The sequence below is a fragment of the Bacillus sp. FJAT-22090 genome, assembly GCF_001278755.1.
Classification (GTDB): Bacteria; Bacillota; Bacilli; order Bacillales_A; family Planococcaceae; genus Psychrobacillus.
In genome coordinates, this window is sequence record NZ_CP012601.1 from 2,034,301 (window position 1) to 2,051,570 (window position 17,270).

At 35.3% G+C, this 17,270-nt stretch carries 15 protein-coding genes; 8 read left to right on the forward strand and 7 right to left on the reverse strand.

From position 1 onward, the window contains the following. Positions 1–2: 2 nt before the first annotated feature. The gene (gene rnjA, locus AM499_RS10490; RefSeq protein WP_053590162.1) at positions 3–1,670 is read left to right on the forward strand and encodes a ribonuclease J1; all 1,668 of its coding nucleotides are present in this window, start codon (positions 3–5) and stop codon (positions 1,668–1,670) included. Positions 1,671–1,798: 128 nt separating this feature from the next. Then, positions 1,799–2,425 (forward strand): LysE family transporter, encoded by a 627-nt coding sequence (locus AM499_RS10495; RefSeq protein WP_053590163.1) that lies wholly within the window; start codon positions 1,799–1,801, stop codon positions 2,423–2,425. Here the strand turns inward: AM499_RS10495 and AM499_RS10500 are convergent. The 3 genes from AM499_RS10500 to AM499_RS10510 form a co-directional block, all read right to left on the reverse strand. Further along, positions 2,410–3,759 (reverse strand): amino acid permease, encoded by a 1,350-nt coding sequence (locus tag AM499_RS10500; RefSeq protein ID WP_053590164.1) that lies wholly within the window; start codon positions 3,757–3,759, stop codon positions 2,410–2,412. The two genes, AM499_RS10495 and AM499_RS10500, sit on opposite strands and share 16 nt — an antisense overlap. Positions 3,760–3,967: 208 nt before the next feature. Then, entirely contained in the window at positions 3,968–4,627 is a 660-nt protein-coding gene (locus AM499_RS10505) for a potassium channel family protein (RefSeq protein ID WP_053590165.1), read from the reverse strand. A 72-nt stretch (positions 4,628–4,699) separates the two neighbouring features. After that, on the reverse strand, positions 4,700–5,143 hold the full coding sequence (locus AM499_RS10510; protein ID WP_053590166.1) for a TlpA family protein disulfide reductase: 444 nt from the start codon (positions 5,141–5,143) through the stop codon (positions 4,700–4,702). A gap of 194 nt (positions 5,144–5,337) precedes the next feature. On the opposite strand from AM499_RS10510, the gene AM499_RS10515 reads away from it, so the two are divergent. The 6 genes from AM499_RS10515 to AM499_RS10540 all read left to right on the forward strand — a co-directional run bounded on the left by AM499_RS10515 (position 5,338) and on the right by AM499_RS10540 (position 11,013). Beyond that, complete coding sequence (locus AM499_RS10515; protein ID WP_053590167.1) at positions 5,338–5,880, forward strand: helix-turn-helix domain-containing protein; 543 nt, start codon at positions 5,338–5,340, stop codon at positions 5,878–5,880. A gap of 18 nt (positions 5,881–5,898) precedes the next feature. Further along, a complete protein-coding gene (locus tag AM499_RS10520; RefSeq protein WP_053590168.1) occupies positions 5,899–7,005 on the forward strand; it encodes an ABC transporter ATP-binding protein in 1,107 nt (368 codons plus the stop codon). Continuing rightward, positions 6,995–7,819, forward strand: a complete 825-nt coding sequence (locus AM499_RS10525) for an ABC transporter permease (protein ID WP_053590169.1) — start codon at positions 6,995–6,997, stop codon at positions 7,817–7,819. Before AM499_RS10520 ends, AM499_RS10525 begins: the two co-directional genes overlap by 11 nt. Beyond that, positions 7,803–8,606, forward strand: a complete 804-nt coding sequence (locus tag AM499_RS10530; RefSeq protein WP_053590170.1) for an ABC transporter permease — start codon at positions 7,803–7,805, stop codon at positions 8,604–8,606. Before AM499_RS10525 ends, AM499_RS10530 begins: the two co-directional genes overlap by 17 nt. After that, positions 8,603–9,676 (forward strand): ABC transporter substrate-binding protein, encoded by a 1,074-nt coding sequence (locus AM499_RS10535; protein WP_053590171.1) that lies wholly within the window; start codon positions 8,603–8,605, stop codon positions 9,674–9,676. Before AM499_RS10530 ends, AM499_RS10535 begins: the two co-directional genes overlap by 4 nt. A gap of 152 nt (positions 9,677–9,828) precedes the next feature. Next, positions 9,829–11,013 carry an MFS transporter gene (locus AM499_RS10540; protein ID WP_053590172.1) on the forward strand — a complete coding sequence of 395 codons (1,185 nt, stop codon included), beginning with the start codon at positions 9,829–9,831 and terminating at the stop codon, positions 11,011–11,013. Between the two features lie 42 nt (positions 11,014–11,055). Here AM499_RS10540 and AM499_RS10545 read toward each other — a convergent pair whose 3' ends face one another. The 4 genes from AM499_RS10545 to AM499_RS10560 are packed head-to-tail and all read right to left on the reverse strand — an operon-like array spanning position 11,056 to position 17,270. Then, positions 11,056–13,653 (reverse strand): VWA domain-containing protein, encoded by a 2,598-nt coding sequence (locus AM499_RS10545; RefSeq protein ID WP_053590173.1) that lies wholly within the window; start codon positions 13,651–13,653, stop codon positions 11,056–11,058. Continuing rightward, on the reverse strand, positions 13,637–15,394 hold the full coding sequence (locus AM499_RS10550) for a vWA domain-containing protein (RefSeq protein ID WP_053590174.1): 1,758 nt from the start codon (positions 15,392–15,394) through the stop codon (positions 13,637–13,639). The genes AM499_RS10545 and AM499_RS10550 overlap by 17 nt, the downstream gene beginning before the upstream one ends. Before the next feature lie 11 nt (positions 15,395–15,405). Then, positions 15,406–16,281 carry a DUF58 domain-containing protein gene (locus AM499_RS10555; protein ID WP_053590175.1) on the reverse strand — a complete coding sequence of 292 codons (876 nt, stop codon included), beginning with the start codon at positions 16,279–16,281 and terminating at the stop codon, positions 15,406–15,408. Next, on the reverse strand, positions 16,278–17,270 hold the full coding sequence (locus AM499_RS10560; protein WP_053590176.1) for an AAA family ATPase: 993 nt from the start codon (positions 17,268–17,270) through the stop codon (positions 16,278–16,280). The genes AM499_RS10555 and AM499_RS10560 overlap by 4 nt, the downstream gene beginning before the upstream one ends.

Below are 17,270 nucleotides of genomic sequence, written 5' to 3' on the forward strand. Positions count from 1 at the left end.
CTATGAAATTTGTAAAGAATGATCAAACTGCGGTTTTCGCCCTCGGCGGACTAGGCGAAATCGGCAAAAATACTTATGGCGTTCAATTTCAAGATGAAATAATTTTGATTGATGCTGGAATCAAGTTTCCAGAAGATGATTTATTAGGAATTGACTATGTTATTCCTGACTACACGTATTTGGTAAAAAATGTGGATAAAATTAAAGGCCTTTTTATCACACATGGTCATGAGGATCACATCGGTGGAATTCCTTATTTATTGAAGCAACTCAACGTTCCTGTTTATGGTGGAAAGTTAGCCCTCGGCCTACTACGCAATAAATTAGAAGAACATGGTTTACTTCGTCAAACTAAAATGAATGTTATTGAAGAAAACGATGTCATTAAGTTTAGAAAAACTGCAGTTAGTTTTTTTAGAACAACACATAGTATTCCAGATGCGTTCGGTATTGTAGTAAAAACCCCTCCAGGTAATATCGTTCACACGGGAGATTTTAAATTTGATTTCACACCTGTTGGTGAACCAGCAAACTTAACGAAAATGGCTGAAATCGGTAGTGACGGAGTGTTGTGTTTACTTTCCGATAGTACAAATGCAGAAGTCCCTAACTTTACAATGTCTGAACGTAAAGTAGGCGAAAGTATGGATTCTATCTTTAGAAAAGTAAATGGTCGTATTATATTTGCTACTTTTGCTTCTAATATTCATAGACTTCAGCAAGTAACAGATGCTGCTGTACATCATAATCGTAAAATCGCTGTATTTGGTAGAAGTATGGACAATGCAATCACGATTGGGCGTGAGCTTGGATATATCACTGCTCCTAAGGAAACTTTTGTTGACGTTAGTACATTAAATCGATTACCAGCAAATGAAGTACTTATTTTATGTACGGGTAGCCAAGGTGAACCAATGGCAGCTCTTTCACGAATAGCAAATGGCACTCATCGTCAAATTCAAATCCAGCCTGGAGATACTGTAGTATTTTCTTCCTCTCCAATTCCTGGAAATAGATCAAGTGTAAATCGCACGATTAACTTACTTTATCGTGCAGGAGCAGAAGTAATTCATGGATCTTTAAATAATATTCATACGTCTGGTCATGGTTCACAAGAAGAGCAAAAGCTTATGCTACGCCTGATGAAACCAAAATTCTTCATGCCAATACACGGTGAGTATCGTATGTTAAAAATCCATTCGGAACTTGCTATCGATTGTGATGTACTTCAAGAAAATACATTTATCATGGAAAATGGAGATGTACTTGCATTGAGTGCAAACGAAGCACATGTAGCTGGTAGAATCCCTTCTGGTGATGTATACATCGATGGTAGTGGGATAGGTGACATTGGCAATATCGTACTTAGAGATCGTCGTATTTTATCTGAAGAGGGATTAGTTATTGTCGTTGTCAGCGCAGATATGGAAAAGAAAAAAATTGTTTCTGGACCAGATATTATTTCACGAGGATTCGTTTATATGCGTGAATCGGGGACGATGATTAACGAGGCTCAACAAATGTTAAACAAGCACTTACGATTAACAATTCAGGACAAGCCTGCTGAATGGTCTGAATTAAAAAATGAGATTACAGACGTTCTAAGTCCTTATTTATATGAAAAAACAAAAAGACGACCAATGATTTTACCAATTATCATGGAAGTTTAGTATGTATGCTTAAACCTCAGATTTCTATAATCTGAGGTTTTTTTTTGAATAATTTTGTTTGTATTTAGTTGTACAAGACACTCCAAATGAATAAGATACAAGATATCTATTTCGATGGAGGACATACAATGAATTCAATTTTCACTTACATCTTGTTAGGAATTTCTTTAGCGGCACCAGTTGGACCTGTTAATGCTGCACAATTAGATACAGGAATCAAAAATGGTTTTTTTCATGCATTCATTTTTGGTTTTGGTGCATTAACAGCGGACATCCTCTATATGATTATGGTTTATTTTGGGGTTGGGCAATTCATAGATTCACCTTACATAAAAATATTTTTATGGACTTTCGGGTGTTTCGTTCTAACTTATACAGGCATAGAAAATTTACTAACCCTAAACAAAATTAAAATTAACATGTCATCTGGAAAGCGCATTCGTCTTAGGCAGGCTTTACTGTCCGGATTCCTAATTTCCCTGTTGAATCCTCTAACGATTCTTTTTTGGTTGGGAATATACGGTTCTATCCTTGCGCAAACATCCGTCTCTCTCCAGGACGATCAATTAATTATTTTTAGCTTAGCAATTATAGTTGGAGTAATTTTGTGGGATACGATTATAGCTTTTCTTTCAAGTGGTGCAAGAAAGTACCTATCAACTAGGTTTCTTATTATTATCTCCTTACTCTCTTCCCTATCGATGATTGCATTTGGTATATATTTTGGCATTCAAGCTTATCACACACTCTTTTGAGACTCTTCCTTTTCCCAGCGCTTACGTAACACTAAAATGACTAGTGCAATTACAGATATGAACACTAAACTGATAAAAAAACCTGGTCGACTCGTAGAATGAACAAGTGATCCGCTTACTGCAGCGACTACAAGAATTATGCCGATAGTTCTTTTAACTTTATCCGCATTAGTCAGCTCAATCAATTTGTGATAAAACATTAACATAAATAACCAGTTATAAAGCAACATTAATGCTGCAGCAGTCGTTATATATTCATACACTTTATTAGGTAACACTAAAGAAGTTACAATAGATATTACAAGTCCTAAGGAAGTTAATGCAATAGCAGGTAAAGGCATTTTGAATTTTTTTTTCGTTTGTTTACTGAATATTGCTGGAGCATCTCCCTCTTCCGATAGCGTCGTAAGGATTGTGGTGACCGAAAATAAGGAAGCAGACATTGTTGAAAACCCAGCAATAATAATAGCCGCAGTAAAAACGTGGGGAAAAAAATCTAAATTAAAATCCGCTAAAGCAGTAACAAAGGGACTTTTCTTATCTTTAAATTCTGTATAGGGAACGAGCAATAGCGCCAAAGTAAGTGAAATTACATAAATTAAGCCAAGAAGAGCTAACATTACTTTCCCTGATTTTGGTGCATCTTCTTTCTTTTTTAGATGAATAGCCATAACACCCATTACTTCTATTCCACCATGAGCGAAAAAGGCAAATAATAGTGCACTCCAAAATCCAAAGACTCCTTTTGGAAATAATTCACCCATGTTTTTTGGAATATCTCCTTTTGGATTTCCATCAATAACACCTGTTAGAGCTAAGATAGCAATAACAATAAACATAAAGATTGCTGCAATTTTCATAATAGCAAATATACTTTCTACTTTTCCAAATGCTTTTGCTCCTATAAAAAGCACGATAAGTCCACAAATGGCGTATATTAAAGCAAAAATCCACAAACGTACACCTGGGAACCAAAGCTTTGTCAAAAGTGAAATTGCAGTCAACTGACTACCTATTATCAATATTTCAGAACACCAATAAACCCATCCACTACTAAATCCTGCCCAACGACCATATGCTTTTTTTGCGTATGTTCGAAATGTCCCCTTTTGTGGATCTTTAGCAGACATTTTCGCAAGAGCTTCAAACACAATGTATGTCGCAGTAGCTGCCAATATAAAAGCAAAAATAACGGATGGCCCGGTCATTTGAATGGCAATACTTGATGCCAAGAAAAAACCTGTCCCAATTATACAACCAACCCCGATTAAGGATAGTTGCCACCAAGAAAGATGCCCCTCACTATTATTTTTTTCAGACGTTTGTTTTGCCACAATTCGCACCTCCTTGTAATAGTCTTTCACAAGGAATTGTAATTATGATGTTTTTGTTTTTGTAAAAAAATGGTTCTGGAATGTATGAAAAAGATTGAAATATTTTATCTTTTTATAAGAAAGCTCTTGTGGGAGATTATTTTAGAGGTTTCGTGCGCAAATAAAAAAGCCCACATTTGGGCTTATGTTTTAAGTATTTACAGTTCTATTAAGATAAAACTTTTTTCTCAAAACGATTAATATCGACATCTGCTCCAATAATGATGAGCACATCATTTAATTGAAGCTGCTCATCTGGAGGTGGTGAAACAAAAATATCGTTTCCTCTTTTCACAGCAACAATATTTATTCCGTATTTTGCGCGAATATCTAAATCGATAATTGAATGACCTGCTATTTTTTCATTTACCTTTATTTCCATAATTGAATGTTTGTCAGATAGTTCAAGATAATCGAGAACATTACTAGATATTATATTATTTGCAATTCTAATACCCATGTCTCGCTCTGGATGAACAACTTGATCTGCCCCTATTTTGCGGAGTACTTTTTCATGATAATCATTTTGTGCTTTTACAGTAATTTTTTTGACACCAATCTCTTTAAGCATTAGTGTTGTAAGAATACTGGATTGAATATCATCTCCAATAGCAACAATTACATGTTCAAAATTCCGAATACCAAGAGATTTTAAAGCTGCTTCGTCTGTGGTATCTGCTACAACGGCTTGTGTTGCAATTGCTGCAAATTCATCTACACGTTCTGGTACTATATCGATTGCCATTACATCTGCACCTTGAGTAATCAGTTCTCGTACAATACTTCCTCCAAAACGACCTAATCCAATAACTACGAATTCCTTTTGCACGCCAATACCTCCCTACCATTCGACTGCACTTAGTTTACCATATGGAATCAAATAGTAGTTAGATTTATCGTCCTATTTTTCTTTCATTAAAAGAGTCAATCGTTTTTCAAGCATATGCATCCCGTTCTCACCAGATTGGACATGTCTTAACAAACCATTTTTATCAAATAAATAAAAGGAAGGAACAATTCTATTTTGAAATGCTTTGGTAACAATTAATTGATGGTCTAAGCAAACGGGATGGTTCATGTTCCATTTCTTAGTAAGAACTTGAATTAACTGTTCATCTATATCCTCTTGTTTTCTTGGCATATGCACACTAACGATTTTAAATTTTCCACTGTATAACACTTTCCATTTATTGATTTTTTCCACTGAGGTCTTACATAAATTACAGCTTACTGACCAAAAATGGACAAGAAGGGGTACTTCTCCTATCAATTGCTCCTTTGTCTGTTTGCCATTCATCCACTTTAAATCCCGAGAAAAATCAGGTAACTCCTCTCTTAGCTTCAATTACTTCTCTCCTTTTTTGTATAAGTCCAAAGCTATTGTATGCAAATGAAAGTAAATTGACTGTTCCTTTTATAGAAGTACTAACAATTTTTTGATATTAATAAAATAAGTTGTTAAAGTAAACTTTAAGTTGTGTTAAAATAAACTTTGTTTAAAATAGGAATTCATTTTCGCTTACGAAGGAGTTTCTTTATATGCAAATAGGGAAAAAAATAAAGAGGTTGCGTTTAAAAAAAGGACTAACACAAGAAGAACTTGGAGAAAGAACAGACCTTAGTAAAGGTTTTATATCTCAATTAGAAAGAGATATAAATTCGCCGTCTATTGAGACCCTTTTTTCCATATTAAGTGTGTTAGGAACAAAACCGAAAGATTTTTTTGACGATGAATACGCAAGGACAAAGGTTGTTTTCACGCAAGAGGAACAGACTATTTATGAAGATGAAGATAAGAACTATGAACTAAGATGGCTTATTTCTGAATCCAATGATAATGAAATGGAGCCTGTTTATCTTAAGTTTGGAGTTGGCGGTCAATTTAAACAATTTGAGCCTTCACTTTCTGAGACTTTTATTTATGTATTACAAGGAAGAGTTAAACTTACTTTAGGAAAGCAACAATACATAGCTTTAAAAGGAGAATCTATTTACTTTGAAGCGTCTGATCATCACCTGCTTGAAAATAATTCTACTGAAGAAGCACACGTTATTTACGTAGTTACAAATTCATATTTATAGAAGTTATGGAGGGATTTTATGTCGGAAACAACAATCATTCGTTTCGAGAATGTTACAAAATTCTACGATTCAGACACTACAGTACTCGATAATATTAACTTGGAATTAGAACGTGGAAAGTTTTATACTCTTCTAGGACCATCTGGTTGTGGGAAAACAACAATATTGAGATTAATAGCAGGATTTATGCAGCCTTCCAGTGGAAACATTTATTTCAATGGGAAACTAATTAATAACGTTCCTGCAAATGAACGTCAAGTAAATACCGTATTCCAAGACTATGCATTGTTTCCACATTTAAATGTGTTTGAAAATGTTGCATTTGGTCTTCGTATTAAAAAGTTAGGAAAAAAAGAAATAGAACAAAAAGTATTTGAGGCACTTAAATTTGTTAATTTGACAGGATATGAAAATAGAGAAATCGTTGAAATGTCTGGTGGGCAAAGACAGCGTGTTGCAATAGCTCGTGCAATCGTCAATGATCCTGAAATAATTTTATTAGACGAGCCTCTATCAGCTCTTGACTTGAAACTTCGCTCTGAAATGCAATACGAGCTTCGTGAATTACAACAACGGTTAGGAAAAACTTTTATTTTTGTGACACATGACCAAGAAGAAGCACTTGCAATGTCTGATGAAATTTTCGTATTAAATGCAGGTCACATTGAACAAAGCGGTACTCCTATGGACATTTATGATGAACCAATTAATCGCTACGTAGCTGATTTTATTGGGGAATCTAATATTGTATCAGGAACGATGGTTGCGGATTTTCAAGTTCGAATTGGTGGAAAAGTATTTGAGTGTGTCGATCAGGGGTTAAATACAAACGAAAAAGTTGATATTGTAATCCGTCCAGAAGATTTAGAAATCACAGAAGTTGAAAAAGGAAAAATGAAAGTAAAAGTAGATACTCAGCTATTTAGAGGGGTTCACTATGAACTTTCAACTTACGATGATGAGGGAAATGAATGGCTTGTTCACTCAACCAAAAAAGCAGAAGTCGGTGAATTTATCGGTTTAGATTTTGATCCAGAATCTATTCATGTAATGCGTCTCAATGAAACAGAAGAAGAATTCGACAAACGTTTAGAATCTTACGGAGAAGAACAGTATGCAAACTAAAAATACGAAAATTTTATATTTAGTACCGTATTTTGCTTGGATTCTATTATTTGTAATAGCTCCAATAGCATTGATTGCTTATTATTCTTTCTTTGACTTAAACGGTAACTTTACGCTTACAAATTATCAAAACTTCTTTACTTCTGTTTATTTAAAATTGACCATTAGCTCTTTCTGGTATGCTTTTTTAATTACATTGTTTTCTTTACTAATTGCTTACCCTACAGCATATTTTTTAACAAAAACAAAACATAAACAATTATGGCTATTATTAATCATTATTCCGTCTTGGATAAACTTACTTCTAAAAACATATGCTTTCATTGGAATTTTTGGTTTATATGGACCTATAAATGCATTTTTAAATGTATTTGGAATCGGAGAGCAGCAAATATTATTTACTGATTTTAGTTTTATTTTTGTCTCCGTCTATATTTTTATTCCTTTTATGATTCTACCTATCTTTAATGCACTGGATAAGTTAAATCCATCCTTAGTTGATGCTGGTAGAGATTTAGGTGCATCAAGTTGGACGACCTTTACAAAAGTGATTTTCCCATTAACGACGAATGGTGTGAAAGCTGGTATTCAAGCAGTATTTATCCCTTCCCTTTCCCTCTTCATGATTACACGTTTAATCGCTGGAAACAAGGTAATTACACTAGGTACAGCTATTGAACAACAATTTTTAGTTACACAAAACTGGGGAATGGGTGCAACAATTGCAGTGTTCCTAATTATATTCATGGTAATAATAATGATAATTACAGGCCAAAGAGATAAGGGGGCTAATTTACATGGAAAAAACAAGTAAGTCAGCAAAGCTATATTTAGCCCTCGTATTTATTGTTTTATACGCACCGATTTTTTATCTAATCTTTTATTCTTTTAATAGTGGCGGTACGATGAATTCTTTTGAGTCATTTACATGGGAACATTATGGAGCTGTCTTTTCTGACACTCGACTGATTATGATACTTATTAATACTATAATTGTTGCATTACTTTCTGCATTAATAGCAACGATTATTGGTGTGTTTGGTTCCCTTGGTATTGTCTATATGAGAAATAAATCTATCCGTAATTCCATTTTATCTTTAAATAACGTATTAATTGTAAGTCCAGATGTTGTTATTGGTGCTTCCTTCTTAATCTTGTTTACAATGGTCGGTGTTAAATTGGGATTTGCTTCTGTGTTAATTTCTCATATCGCATTTAGTATTCCTATTGTTGTACTTATGGTTCTTCCAAAGCTACAAGAGATGAACAGCTCTTTAATCGATGCTGCAGCTGACCTTGGAGCGACGAACAAAGATATATTATCTCGAGTGATTATTCCATTTATCAAACCGGGAATATTTGCGGGATTTTTTATGGCATTAACCTATTCACTAGATGATTTTGCAGTGACTTTTTTCGTTACAGGGAATGGTTTCAGTACGCTTTCTGTTGAAATTTACTCCATGGCACGTGCTGGTATAACCTTAACGATTAATGCGCTATCTGGTATCATTTTTGTAGTTACTTTGTTCCTAGTAGTTGGTTATTACTTTATTAGTCAACGTGGTAAAAACCCTGTTGGAATGGGGGAAAGAAAATGAAGAATATTATAAGAGCTACAGTTGCAATAATCGTTGTATGTATTTTATTATTTCTTGTTAATGACTATTTAAATAAAAGCTCAGGAAAAGCTGGGAATGATACCGTTACTATTTATAACTGGGGAGAATATATTGACCCAGAGTTAATCGCACAATTTGAGGAAGAATCCGGATATCGGGTCGTATATGAAACGTTCGATTCGAATGAAGCGATGATGACTAAGATTGAGCAAGGTGGGACTTCCTACGATATTGCTGTCCCCTCTGAATATGCAATAGAAAAAATGAAAGAAAATAATTTACTATTACCAATTGACCATTCCAAAATACCGAATTTAAAAAATATTGATCCATATTTTTTAGACTTGTCCTTTGATCCTAAAAATGAATTTTCTATTCCTTATTTTTGGGGAACTGTAGGAATCGTTTATAATCCGAGCTTGCTCGATGGACAAACCTTTGAAAGTTGGGAAGCACTCTGGGATCCATCTTTAAAAGGAGAAATTCTATTAGTAGACGGTGCCAGAGAAGTTATTGGAATGGGCTTGAATAGTTTAGGCTATTCTTTAAACTCAACAAACGAAAACGAGTTGCAAGAAGCTACTGATAAGTTGAAAAAACTTACACCTAATGTAAAAGCTATTATTGGAGATGAAGTAACTCAACTAATGGTTAATGAGGAAGCTGCTGTGGCACTTACTTGGTCAGGACAAGCTGCTGATATGATGTGGGAAAATGAAGAACTTGACTATGCAGTTCCACAAGAAGGATCCAATTTATGGTTCGATAATATGGTTATACCGAAAACCGCTGCTAATGTGGAAGGAGCCCATGCATTTATTAACTTTATGTTAGATGCTGAAATTTCTGCTCAAAATGCAGATTATGTAGGTTACTCTACACCAAACGTTGCAGCAGTTTCCTTAATGGATGAAGAAGTCACCTCGGATGAACGTTTCTATCCTCCAGAGGAACAACGAGACAATTTAGAAGTTTATAATAATCTCGGTCTTGAATTACTCGGTAAGTACAATGAATTATTTTTAGAGTTTAAAATGAGTACAAACTAAAAACCTAGATCCGTCTTTGATAGGCGGTTCTAGGTTTTTAATTATCTAAATATAAAATTAACAATAATTCGTGTTGCGAAAGTTTTTATTATGATAAGAATGTGATAGAATCGATAGACGTATATAAGTATTTTTTAGAAAGTAGGAAACGTATGAAGAAGAAATCAAATCAATTTGCCCTTTACATATTAATGTTTAATATGTTTATAGCGATGGCAGGAATCGGTTTAGTTATTCCAGTTATGCCTCAATATCTTGAAACGTTTGGTGTAGCAGGACAAGCACTCGGATTTATTATTGCTTCCTTTGCATTAGGTCAGTTTTTATTTTCTCCTTTAGCTGGAGATTTATCTGATTCACTGGGACGCAAAAAACTAATTATAGTTGGCCTAGTTATATTTTCTGCCTCTCAATTATGGTTCGGTATGGCTACTCATGAATGGATGCTTTATTGTGCACGTTTTGTTAGTGGAATTGGAGGGGCCTTTTTAATTCCTGCAACGATGGCATTTGTTGCAGATATTACCACTCTTGAAGAACGAGGAAAAGGAATGGGACTCCTTGGTGCTTCTATGTCTCTTGGATTTATGATAGGCCCAGCAATAGGAGGATTTTTAGCTAACGTTAGCTTAACTTTCCCATTCTATATGGCTGCCCTAGCAGCAATCCTTTCTGCCTTTATATCTTTTTTCATTTTGCCGGATATTAAAAATGCTGTTTCGGCAAATCCTCCTGAAGAGAAAAAACGACAAGATATTTTTGTTCAAATGAAGAACTCTGTTAAAACACCTTATTTTATGATGCTTATCATCATCTTTGTTTTCTCATTTGGTATTGCCAATTTCCAAACGACCTTCTCATTATACGTGGATCATAAATACAATTACACTCCACAAGACATAGCAGTCGTATTAACAGTTGGTGGATTTATCGGTGTAATTGTTCAAACAGTCGTTGTCGATAAATTGTTCAAGCGTTTCGGAGAAATAAATGTTATCTTAATCAATTTAGTAGTGGCTGCCTCTGCTTTATTACTATTCTTCCTAGTAGATGGTTTCTGGCTAGTATTAACAGTGGCTTCAATATTTTCTACTGCAACTACTCTTATTCGTCCAGCGGTCAATACGGTTGTTTCAAAATTGGCAGGGCATGAACAAGGATTTGCTGCAGGTATGAATAATGCTTATATGAGTTTAGGAAATATGATAGGTCCTGCACTAGCGGGAATATTTTTTGATATTAATATCAACTTTCCATTTGTCATAGGTTCGGTCATATTACTATTTTCATGGGGTTTAACTCTAGTTTGGGTTAAGAAAAAGAATCCCGTAATATAACACAAAAGCTGCTAGTGAATTTTTTATCACTAGCAGCTTTTATTATCGTTTCTTTTTCTCTTTTACAAGTTTTTCAACATTACTTGTCGACGTCACGTTCGGTATTTTTTCTTTTCTTTTCAATTTATAGAATGGAGTTATAAGTTGTCTAAAACCAAACCTTCTAATCGTAATATCTATAAAAAACAAAATAATCGCAGCAAGTACAAGCATTTGTTGGATCGATTGTTTTTCAGAGCTTTTTATCTCTATAGGTCGAAATACTTCAGATGCTTCTGTAAGCAGCCTGCCCCCTGTTTGACTTGCAATCTGCTCCAGCAAATTTGAATTTGCCTTCTGCACCTTATATTCTGCACTATATGGTATCGATATGCCTGCTTGGTATAGGGCATCTTGTTCATTTGAAACACGGAAAAATACAAGACCAGGATCACTTTCAACTGTCACTCTTGATTTTCCAGGTGCTATCGGTTCTGACGTAACAGGTAATTCTTCTCCTTTTTCATTGACTGCAGTTACTTCAATAAACGAAGACTTCCCAGTAGGATCCGCTACAGAATAACTACCATCACTTGATTTTTGAATCGTGAAAGGTACCTCACTATATGCAGGTAAAAGTCGAGAAACTGCTGTGTTCCAAAAATCACCCAAATTATTCCAATTTGCGAAATCACCACTCCACTCTCCTGTGGAATCAGATGTAAAAGCAATTGTTCTTCCTAACCCATACATCCATTCTGCTAGAACAGGATCTTCTTTTTCACTTTCCGCAATAATAGATGCTGTTTGTTTAGGAGTAGTCGCGATATACGCGTTCATTTGTGGTACACCATCGGCAAATAAACTCGTCCATGCTGCATCTCCATAAATGGTGGGATAAAACGGATTATCTTCAATATACGTGCGGGAGATCATGGCCGTTTCGGTAGACATTATGGCTGGAATAGTAGATTCATCTGCCACATCATAAAAAGATCCACCACCGATTTCAGCAATATTTTCCAATAACGCTCTGTCTGCATCCTGCCCAACTGCAACAGTAGACACTGTTATTAAATCCTGCGAGCCTTCCTCAATTAATGCCTCGTAATCGTTTGAAGTAGCTGACTGTCCATCTGTTAATAAAATGATATGCTTTCTTTGCAGTTTTAAAGGAGATAGGCGTTCATAAGCTAAAGCTAAACTCGAATATATTTCTGTGCCCCCGCCTACCCCTACAGATAAAATAGTATCTAAGGCTTTTTCTTTATTCTTTAAAGATGCTGTCTCTATAATTTCCCAAGGGCGATCATCGAATGCTATGAATCCAAGCGTATCTCCTTCACGTAACATTTCTACTGAACGGGCTGCTGCTTCTTTCGCATATTCGAATTTTGAGCCACTCATACTTCCAGAACGATCCATAACAATTACTAATCCAAGAGAAGGCAATTGATGCTTACCTTTAATTTCCATCTCCACTGGAAGTAACTTTTCAATAGGAGTTTTAAAGTATCCACCTAAGCCAAAGCTGTTTTTGCCACCAACCATCATAAACCCTACACCGAAGTTCTTCACTGCTTGTTCGATGACGGTCATTTTTTGCTCTCCCACAACATGCCCAGGAACATTATCAAAAATAATGGCATCATACGCCAAATAATTGGATAGATCGAATGGAAGCTCGGTAGAATCAATCACGTCCGTCTTGATAGCAGCTTGATCGATAACTGATGCAATATTAGAGTTATTTCTTTCATGTGTCACGATTAGTAGTTGTGGTGAACTTTCAACATTCGTGACACTTGTCAGTTTATTATTTTCAATTAAACCATCCCCCGCAATGACTACTTGAACCTCATACTTTAAAAGGCCCTCCCCAGCAGATGAATTTCGAAAAGTATACGTATTTGTACCTTGTTCAAGCGTTAAATGCTGACGTGATATTAACTCATCATTTTGATAAAGAAGTATTTCTCCTTTTGTATTAGTAGTGGATTCTAATTCGACGTTTAACTGTTGTTGCTCTCCTTCAAACGCAACGGGTGGCGTCTCAAAAGAGGTTATTGCAACATCTTCTGTAGCTATCCTATTCAGTTGAACTACGTCAATCGTTACATTTCCTCCAGTAATTTTAACTAACTCATCTGTAACAGAACCTGTAGTTTCGATACCGTCTGTGAAAAGAACAATACGTGTAGCTTTGTTGGGCTCCACAATACCCGTAGATAGTTGTAATGCTCTTGCTATATCTGTATCACCTGAGTCTTTCATTGGCGCAAAAACAGGTAAATTTACTTCTCCACTCGTCAATGCGACTTCTGATTGAAAGTCTTCTGCAAATGTATAAACGCCTACAAGATGAGAATCCTTTCGGGTAGACATGCTTTTTTCAATCCATTCTGCCACTTGTTGATCAGTTCCTTGAACAGATGCCGAACGATCGACTAAAAACAAAACTTGTTCTTCTTTAATAGGTAATAATAGATATGGATTTGTTAATCCTAGGATTAAACAGAAGATAGCAAGTAGACGTATAAAAAATACTACTTTTGCTTCTTTTCGAAAACTATTTTTATCTCTTCTCCATGTCCAAATCAAGTAAATCAAAATTGGAATAAATAATAGTAGCCATAGTGGTTGATCAACTCGTAAATCCACGTCGTCTTTGCACCTCCCACTCTAGGACAAATAGTAACAATAAAACAATTAATAGGTAAGGAACAAATGAATGTTGACTAAAGTTTTCCTTCGATTCTATTTGTTGTCCACTTAATGTATAAGTCGCTCCTTTTTGAATTTCTTTTTCTTTTTGAGATAGAGCAACTGAAATATTTTTTTCTTTTTCATCTGAACGGAGTACATATAAACCTGGTTTCTTAGGTGCTATAAATGCACCCCCGTTTTCAATGGAATATTCATACTCATCAGCCATCGTATAAAGCTCCCACTCATTGCTTGCACTTCCAAGCGACAAGGCTTTGCGTTCATTCGGTGAAAAAGTCCCTAAATAAGTATTACCGGCAGATAGCTGCTCTTTCACACTCCACATAAACAGAGGAAACGATGGACTCAGAGGCCAATCAGTCATTTGAATATCAGAAAGGACAACAATATCTCCTCTTGGAGAAACTTGAATGAATGGTTCTTCTCCCACTGTTGCAATCGTCGTATATCCTTCTATAGGTGGATATACACTATTCACATATATATCTGTTAGATTAGCAAAAGAAAAAAGAGGATGTTCCAATGTTTCTACAACACCATTAACTTCTATTGGTGTAACATCATTTCTACCAATAAAAAAAGATGGAAGCTCTAACTGTTCCATTAATTCGAATTGATTTGTTACGACAATACCTTCTTCTTTTAACAAACCTACTTGTTCAGGAGGTATGCTGCTTACTTCTATATCTAACGATTGAAAAGCAGTTCTAACGAGGGAATGCAAAGAACTATCAATAAATACTTTTGATAATTGGTCTTGCATAAAGACAGTCATGGAATCATCAAGAGAATAATGATCCTTTATATTTAGGTTTGCTTTTAATAAGGACGATTCTTTAAGGTCATTAAATGATAAAGTAACTGTTTCATTTGGAGGTATGGTAATCTTTTCTTTTACCATTTCTGTCTGTTCATTTGACAGTGTCAATTCAGTTACTTCTTCTTTATTTGACTGGTTTTCAACCTGAATTAAAGCGGAGATTCCAGTATTCGTTTTGGTAGCGCCAAATCTCTTCAAAGATACATTTCTTACATCCTTTGTTTGTCCAACTACATTCCAACTTACTTGCTCATATTGTAAAGGCAACGATTGCTTGTCAAGTTGATCGGTAAATATGTAAACAGAGGTCGCTTTGTTATGAAAAAATGATTGAGCAAAGTCTAATGATTTCGACATACTTTCTTCTTCATAGCTTACTTCTAAATCGTTTATAATATTTTTAATTTCATTCAAGTTCGTTTCTTGGCGAGCGATAACTTCCGGTTGATTGCCTGTAGTTATTATTGTTAACGGTTTACCTGAAAGCTGTTCCACAAGTGTTAACATATCCTTTTTATGTTGCTCAAAAAGAGATGTACCATTTGTATTCACTTCCATCGTTGCAGATGTGTCTACAATAAACAAAGCTTGTTCTCCAGCCAATGATTTTGTTTTCCAAAATGGTTGTAGTAAGGCAATAACCAATAAAATCATTGCGAGCATCTGTAAATAAAATAAAGCATTTCGTTGTAAATGCTTCAAATAAGGAGATGCCTTTGTTTCCTTCATAGCTTCATTCCAAAAGAGAGTGGACGAAACATTCTGTTTCGCATATTTTTTACGAAAGAAATAATAAAGTAAAACCGCTAACGGAAAAATAGCTGTCCATAAAAACCCTAACTGATTAAAACCCAAATAATTTCACCTCACTGTACCCAGTTTGCACGTAATAGTTGATGAAACATAGTTTGTGAAATACCATCTTCTGCATTAACCTGAAGCAGTTTTACCCCGAATTTTCTACATAACAATTCTAAAGCTTGCTGATGTAATTTTCTTTCTCGCTCATATGCTTCCAATACGCTGGTAGACATAGATATATTTAATTGATGATTAGTTTCCACATCTTCTAATTGCACATCACCTGTATAAGTTGGCTTTAACTCGTCTTTCGTTACTACTTGTAAAATACGTATGTCACCTGCGAACTTCGGTAATTTTTGAAGTAATTTTTCCCAAGATTCTATGGTTTCTAAGCAATCTGAAATAATAAAAAGAACAGTACTATCCTTAGGTAGAAATGAAATGACATTGTCAGTGAACGACTTTGTCATCATGGGTTCTTTTAAATCAGAAATTATTTGAGTAAATGCCTTTCGATATGTTGCCCCTTTTCGTCTAAATGGTGGTTTCTTATCATCTGTTACTGCAGTGAAAGATAAACGATCATCACGCTGCAACACGAGAATTCCAATGGATATAGCTAGTTGTTTAGCAAACATCCATTTCATTTTATCCCCCATAGATTTGGTGGAATCAAGTATTATATGTACTCGCATTTCTTGTTCATCTAGAAATCGTTTAATAAAATACTTTTCTGTTCGAGCGTATACATTCCAATCTATTTGGCGTACATCATCTCCAGGGCTATACTCTCGAAAATCTGAAAAATCGAGAGAAGCTCCAAATCGTTGGGAGCGATGGGAACCTTTATGTTGACCACGCAGTTTGGATTTGGTTGCTAAAGAAAGTCTACTCAGTTTACCAGCCCAATCTTTTGGAACTAATGGCTCTGTACTCATATTGTTTGCCCTTGTTTAATAGTTTGTAAGATTAATTCCACCATTTCGTCAGCAGTTTTACCTTCTGCTTCTCCTTCATAATTCAATAACAAACGATGTCTTAGAACAGGTCTTGCCACTGACTTTATATCCGCGATCGACACATGATATCGGCCGGCTACTAACGCACGTGCTTTTGCAAGCTTTATAAGGCTTTGTAAACCACGTGGTCCACTTCCGTATTGTACGTATTGTGCAATTTCAGGGACAATTGCCGCTTCTGGATGCGTAGCTGCAATAATATCAACGGCATATTCCAGCATATCATCTGCGATTAAAACTTCTTTCACCATTTGTTGTGCATATACAATATCTTTTGCATTCATTATTTTATTTAGTTCAATGGAATTACCACCTGTTGTCCGTTTTGTAATTTCCATTAGTTCTTCTTTTGTTGGATACGAAACAAGAATTTTACAAAGAAAACGATCCATTTGTGCCTCTGGTAAAGGATATGTCCCTTCCATTTCGATGGGATTTTGTGTAGCTAATACAAAGAAAGGTCGATCCATCTGTTTCGTATCTCCGAGTATTGTCACGGTTTTTTCTCCCATTGCTTCTAAGAGTGCACTTTGCGTTTTTGGTGTAGCGCGGTTAATTTCATCTGCCAACACCATTTGACTAAATATTGGGCCTTTTTGAAAGGTGAATTGCTGCTTTCCATTTTCTAAACGTTCAATCATACTTGTTCCCGTAATATCTGAGGGCATTAAATCTGGTGTAAATTGAATTCGAGAGAAAGACAAATCGAGTACTTCAGAAATTGTTCTAATGAGCATTGTTTTACCGAGACCAGGTAGCCCCTCTAAAAGAGCATGACCATCAGCCAAAACACAATAAATTGCAAACTCAACTGCTTCCCTTTGTCCCACAATAAATTGACCTATTTCTGTCTTTACTTCTTCTAAACGTTTACTCATATTCACATAATCTTCTGTAGTAAAAGTCAT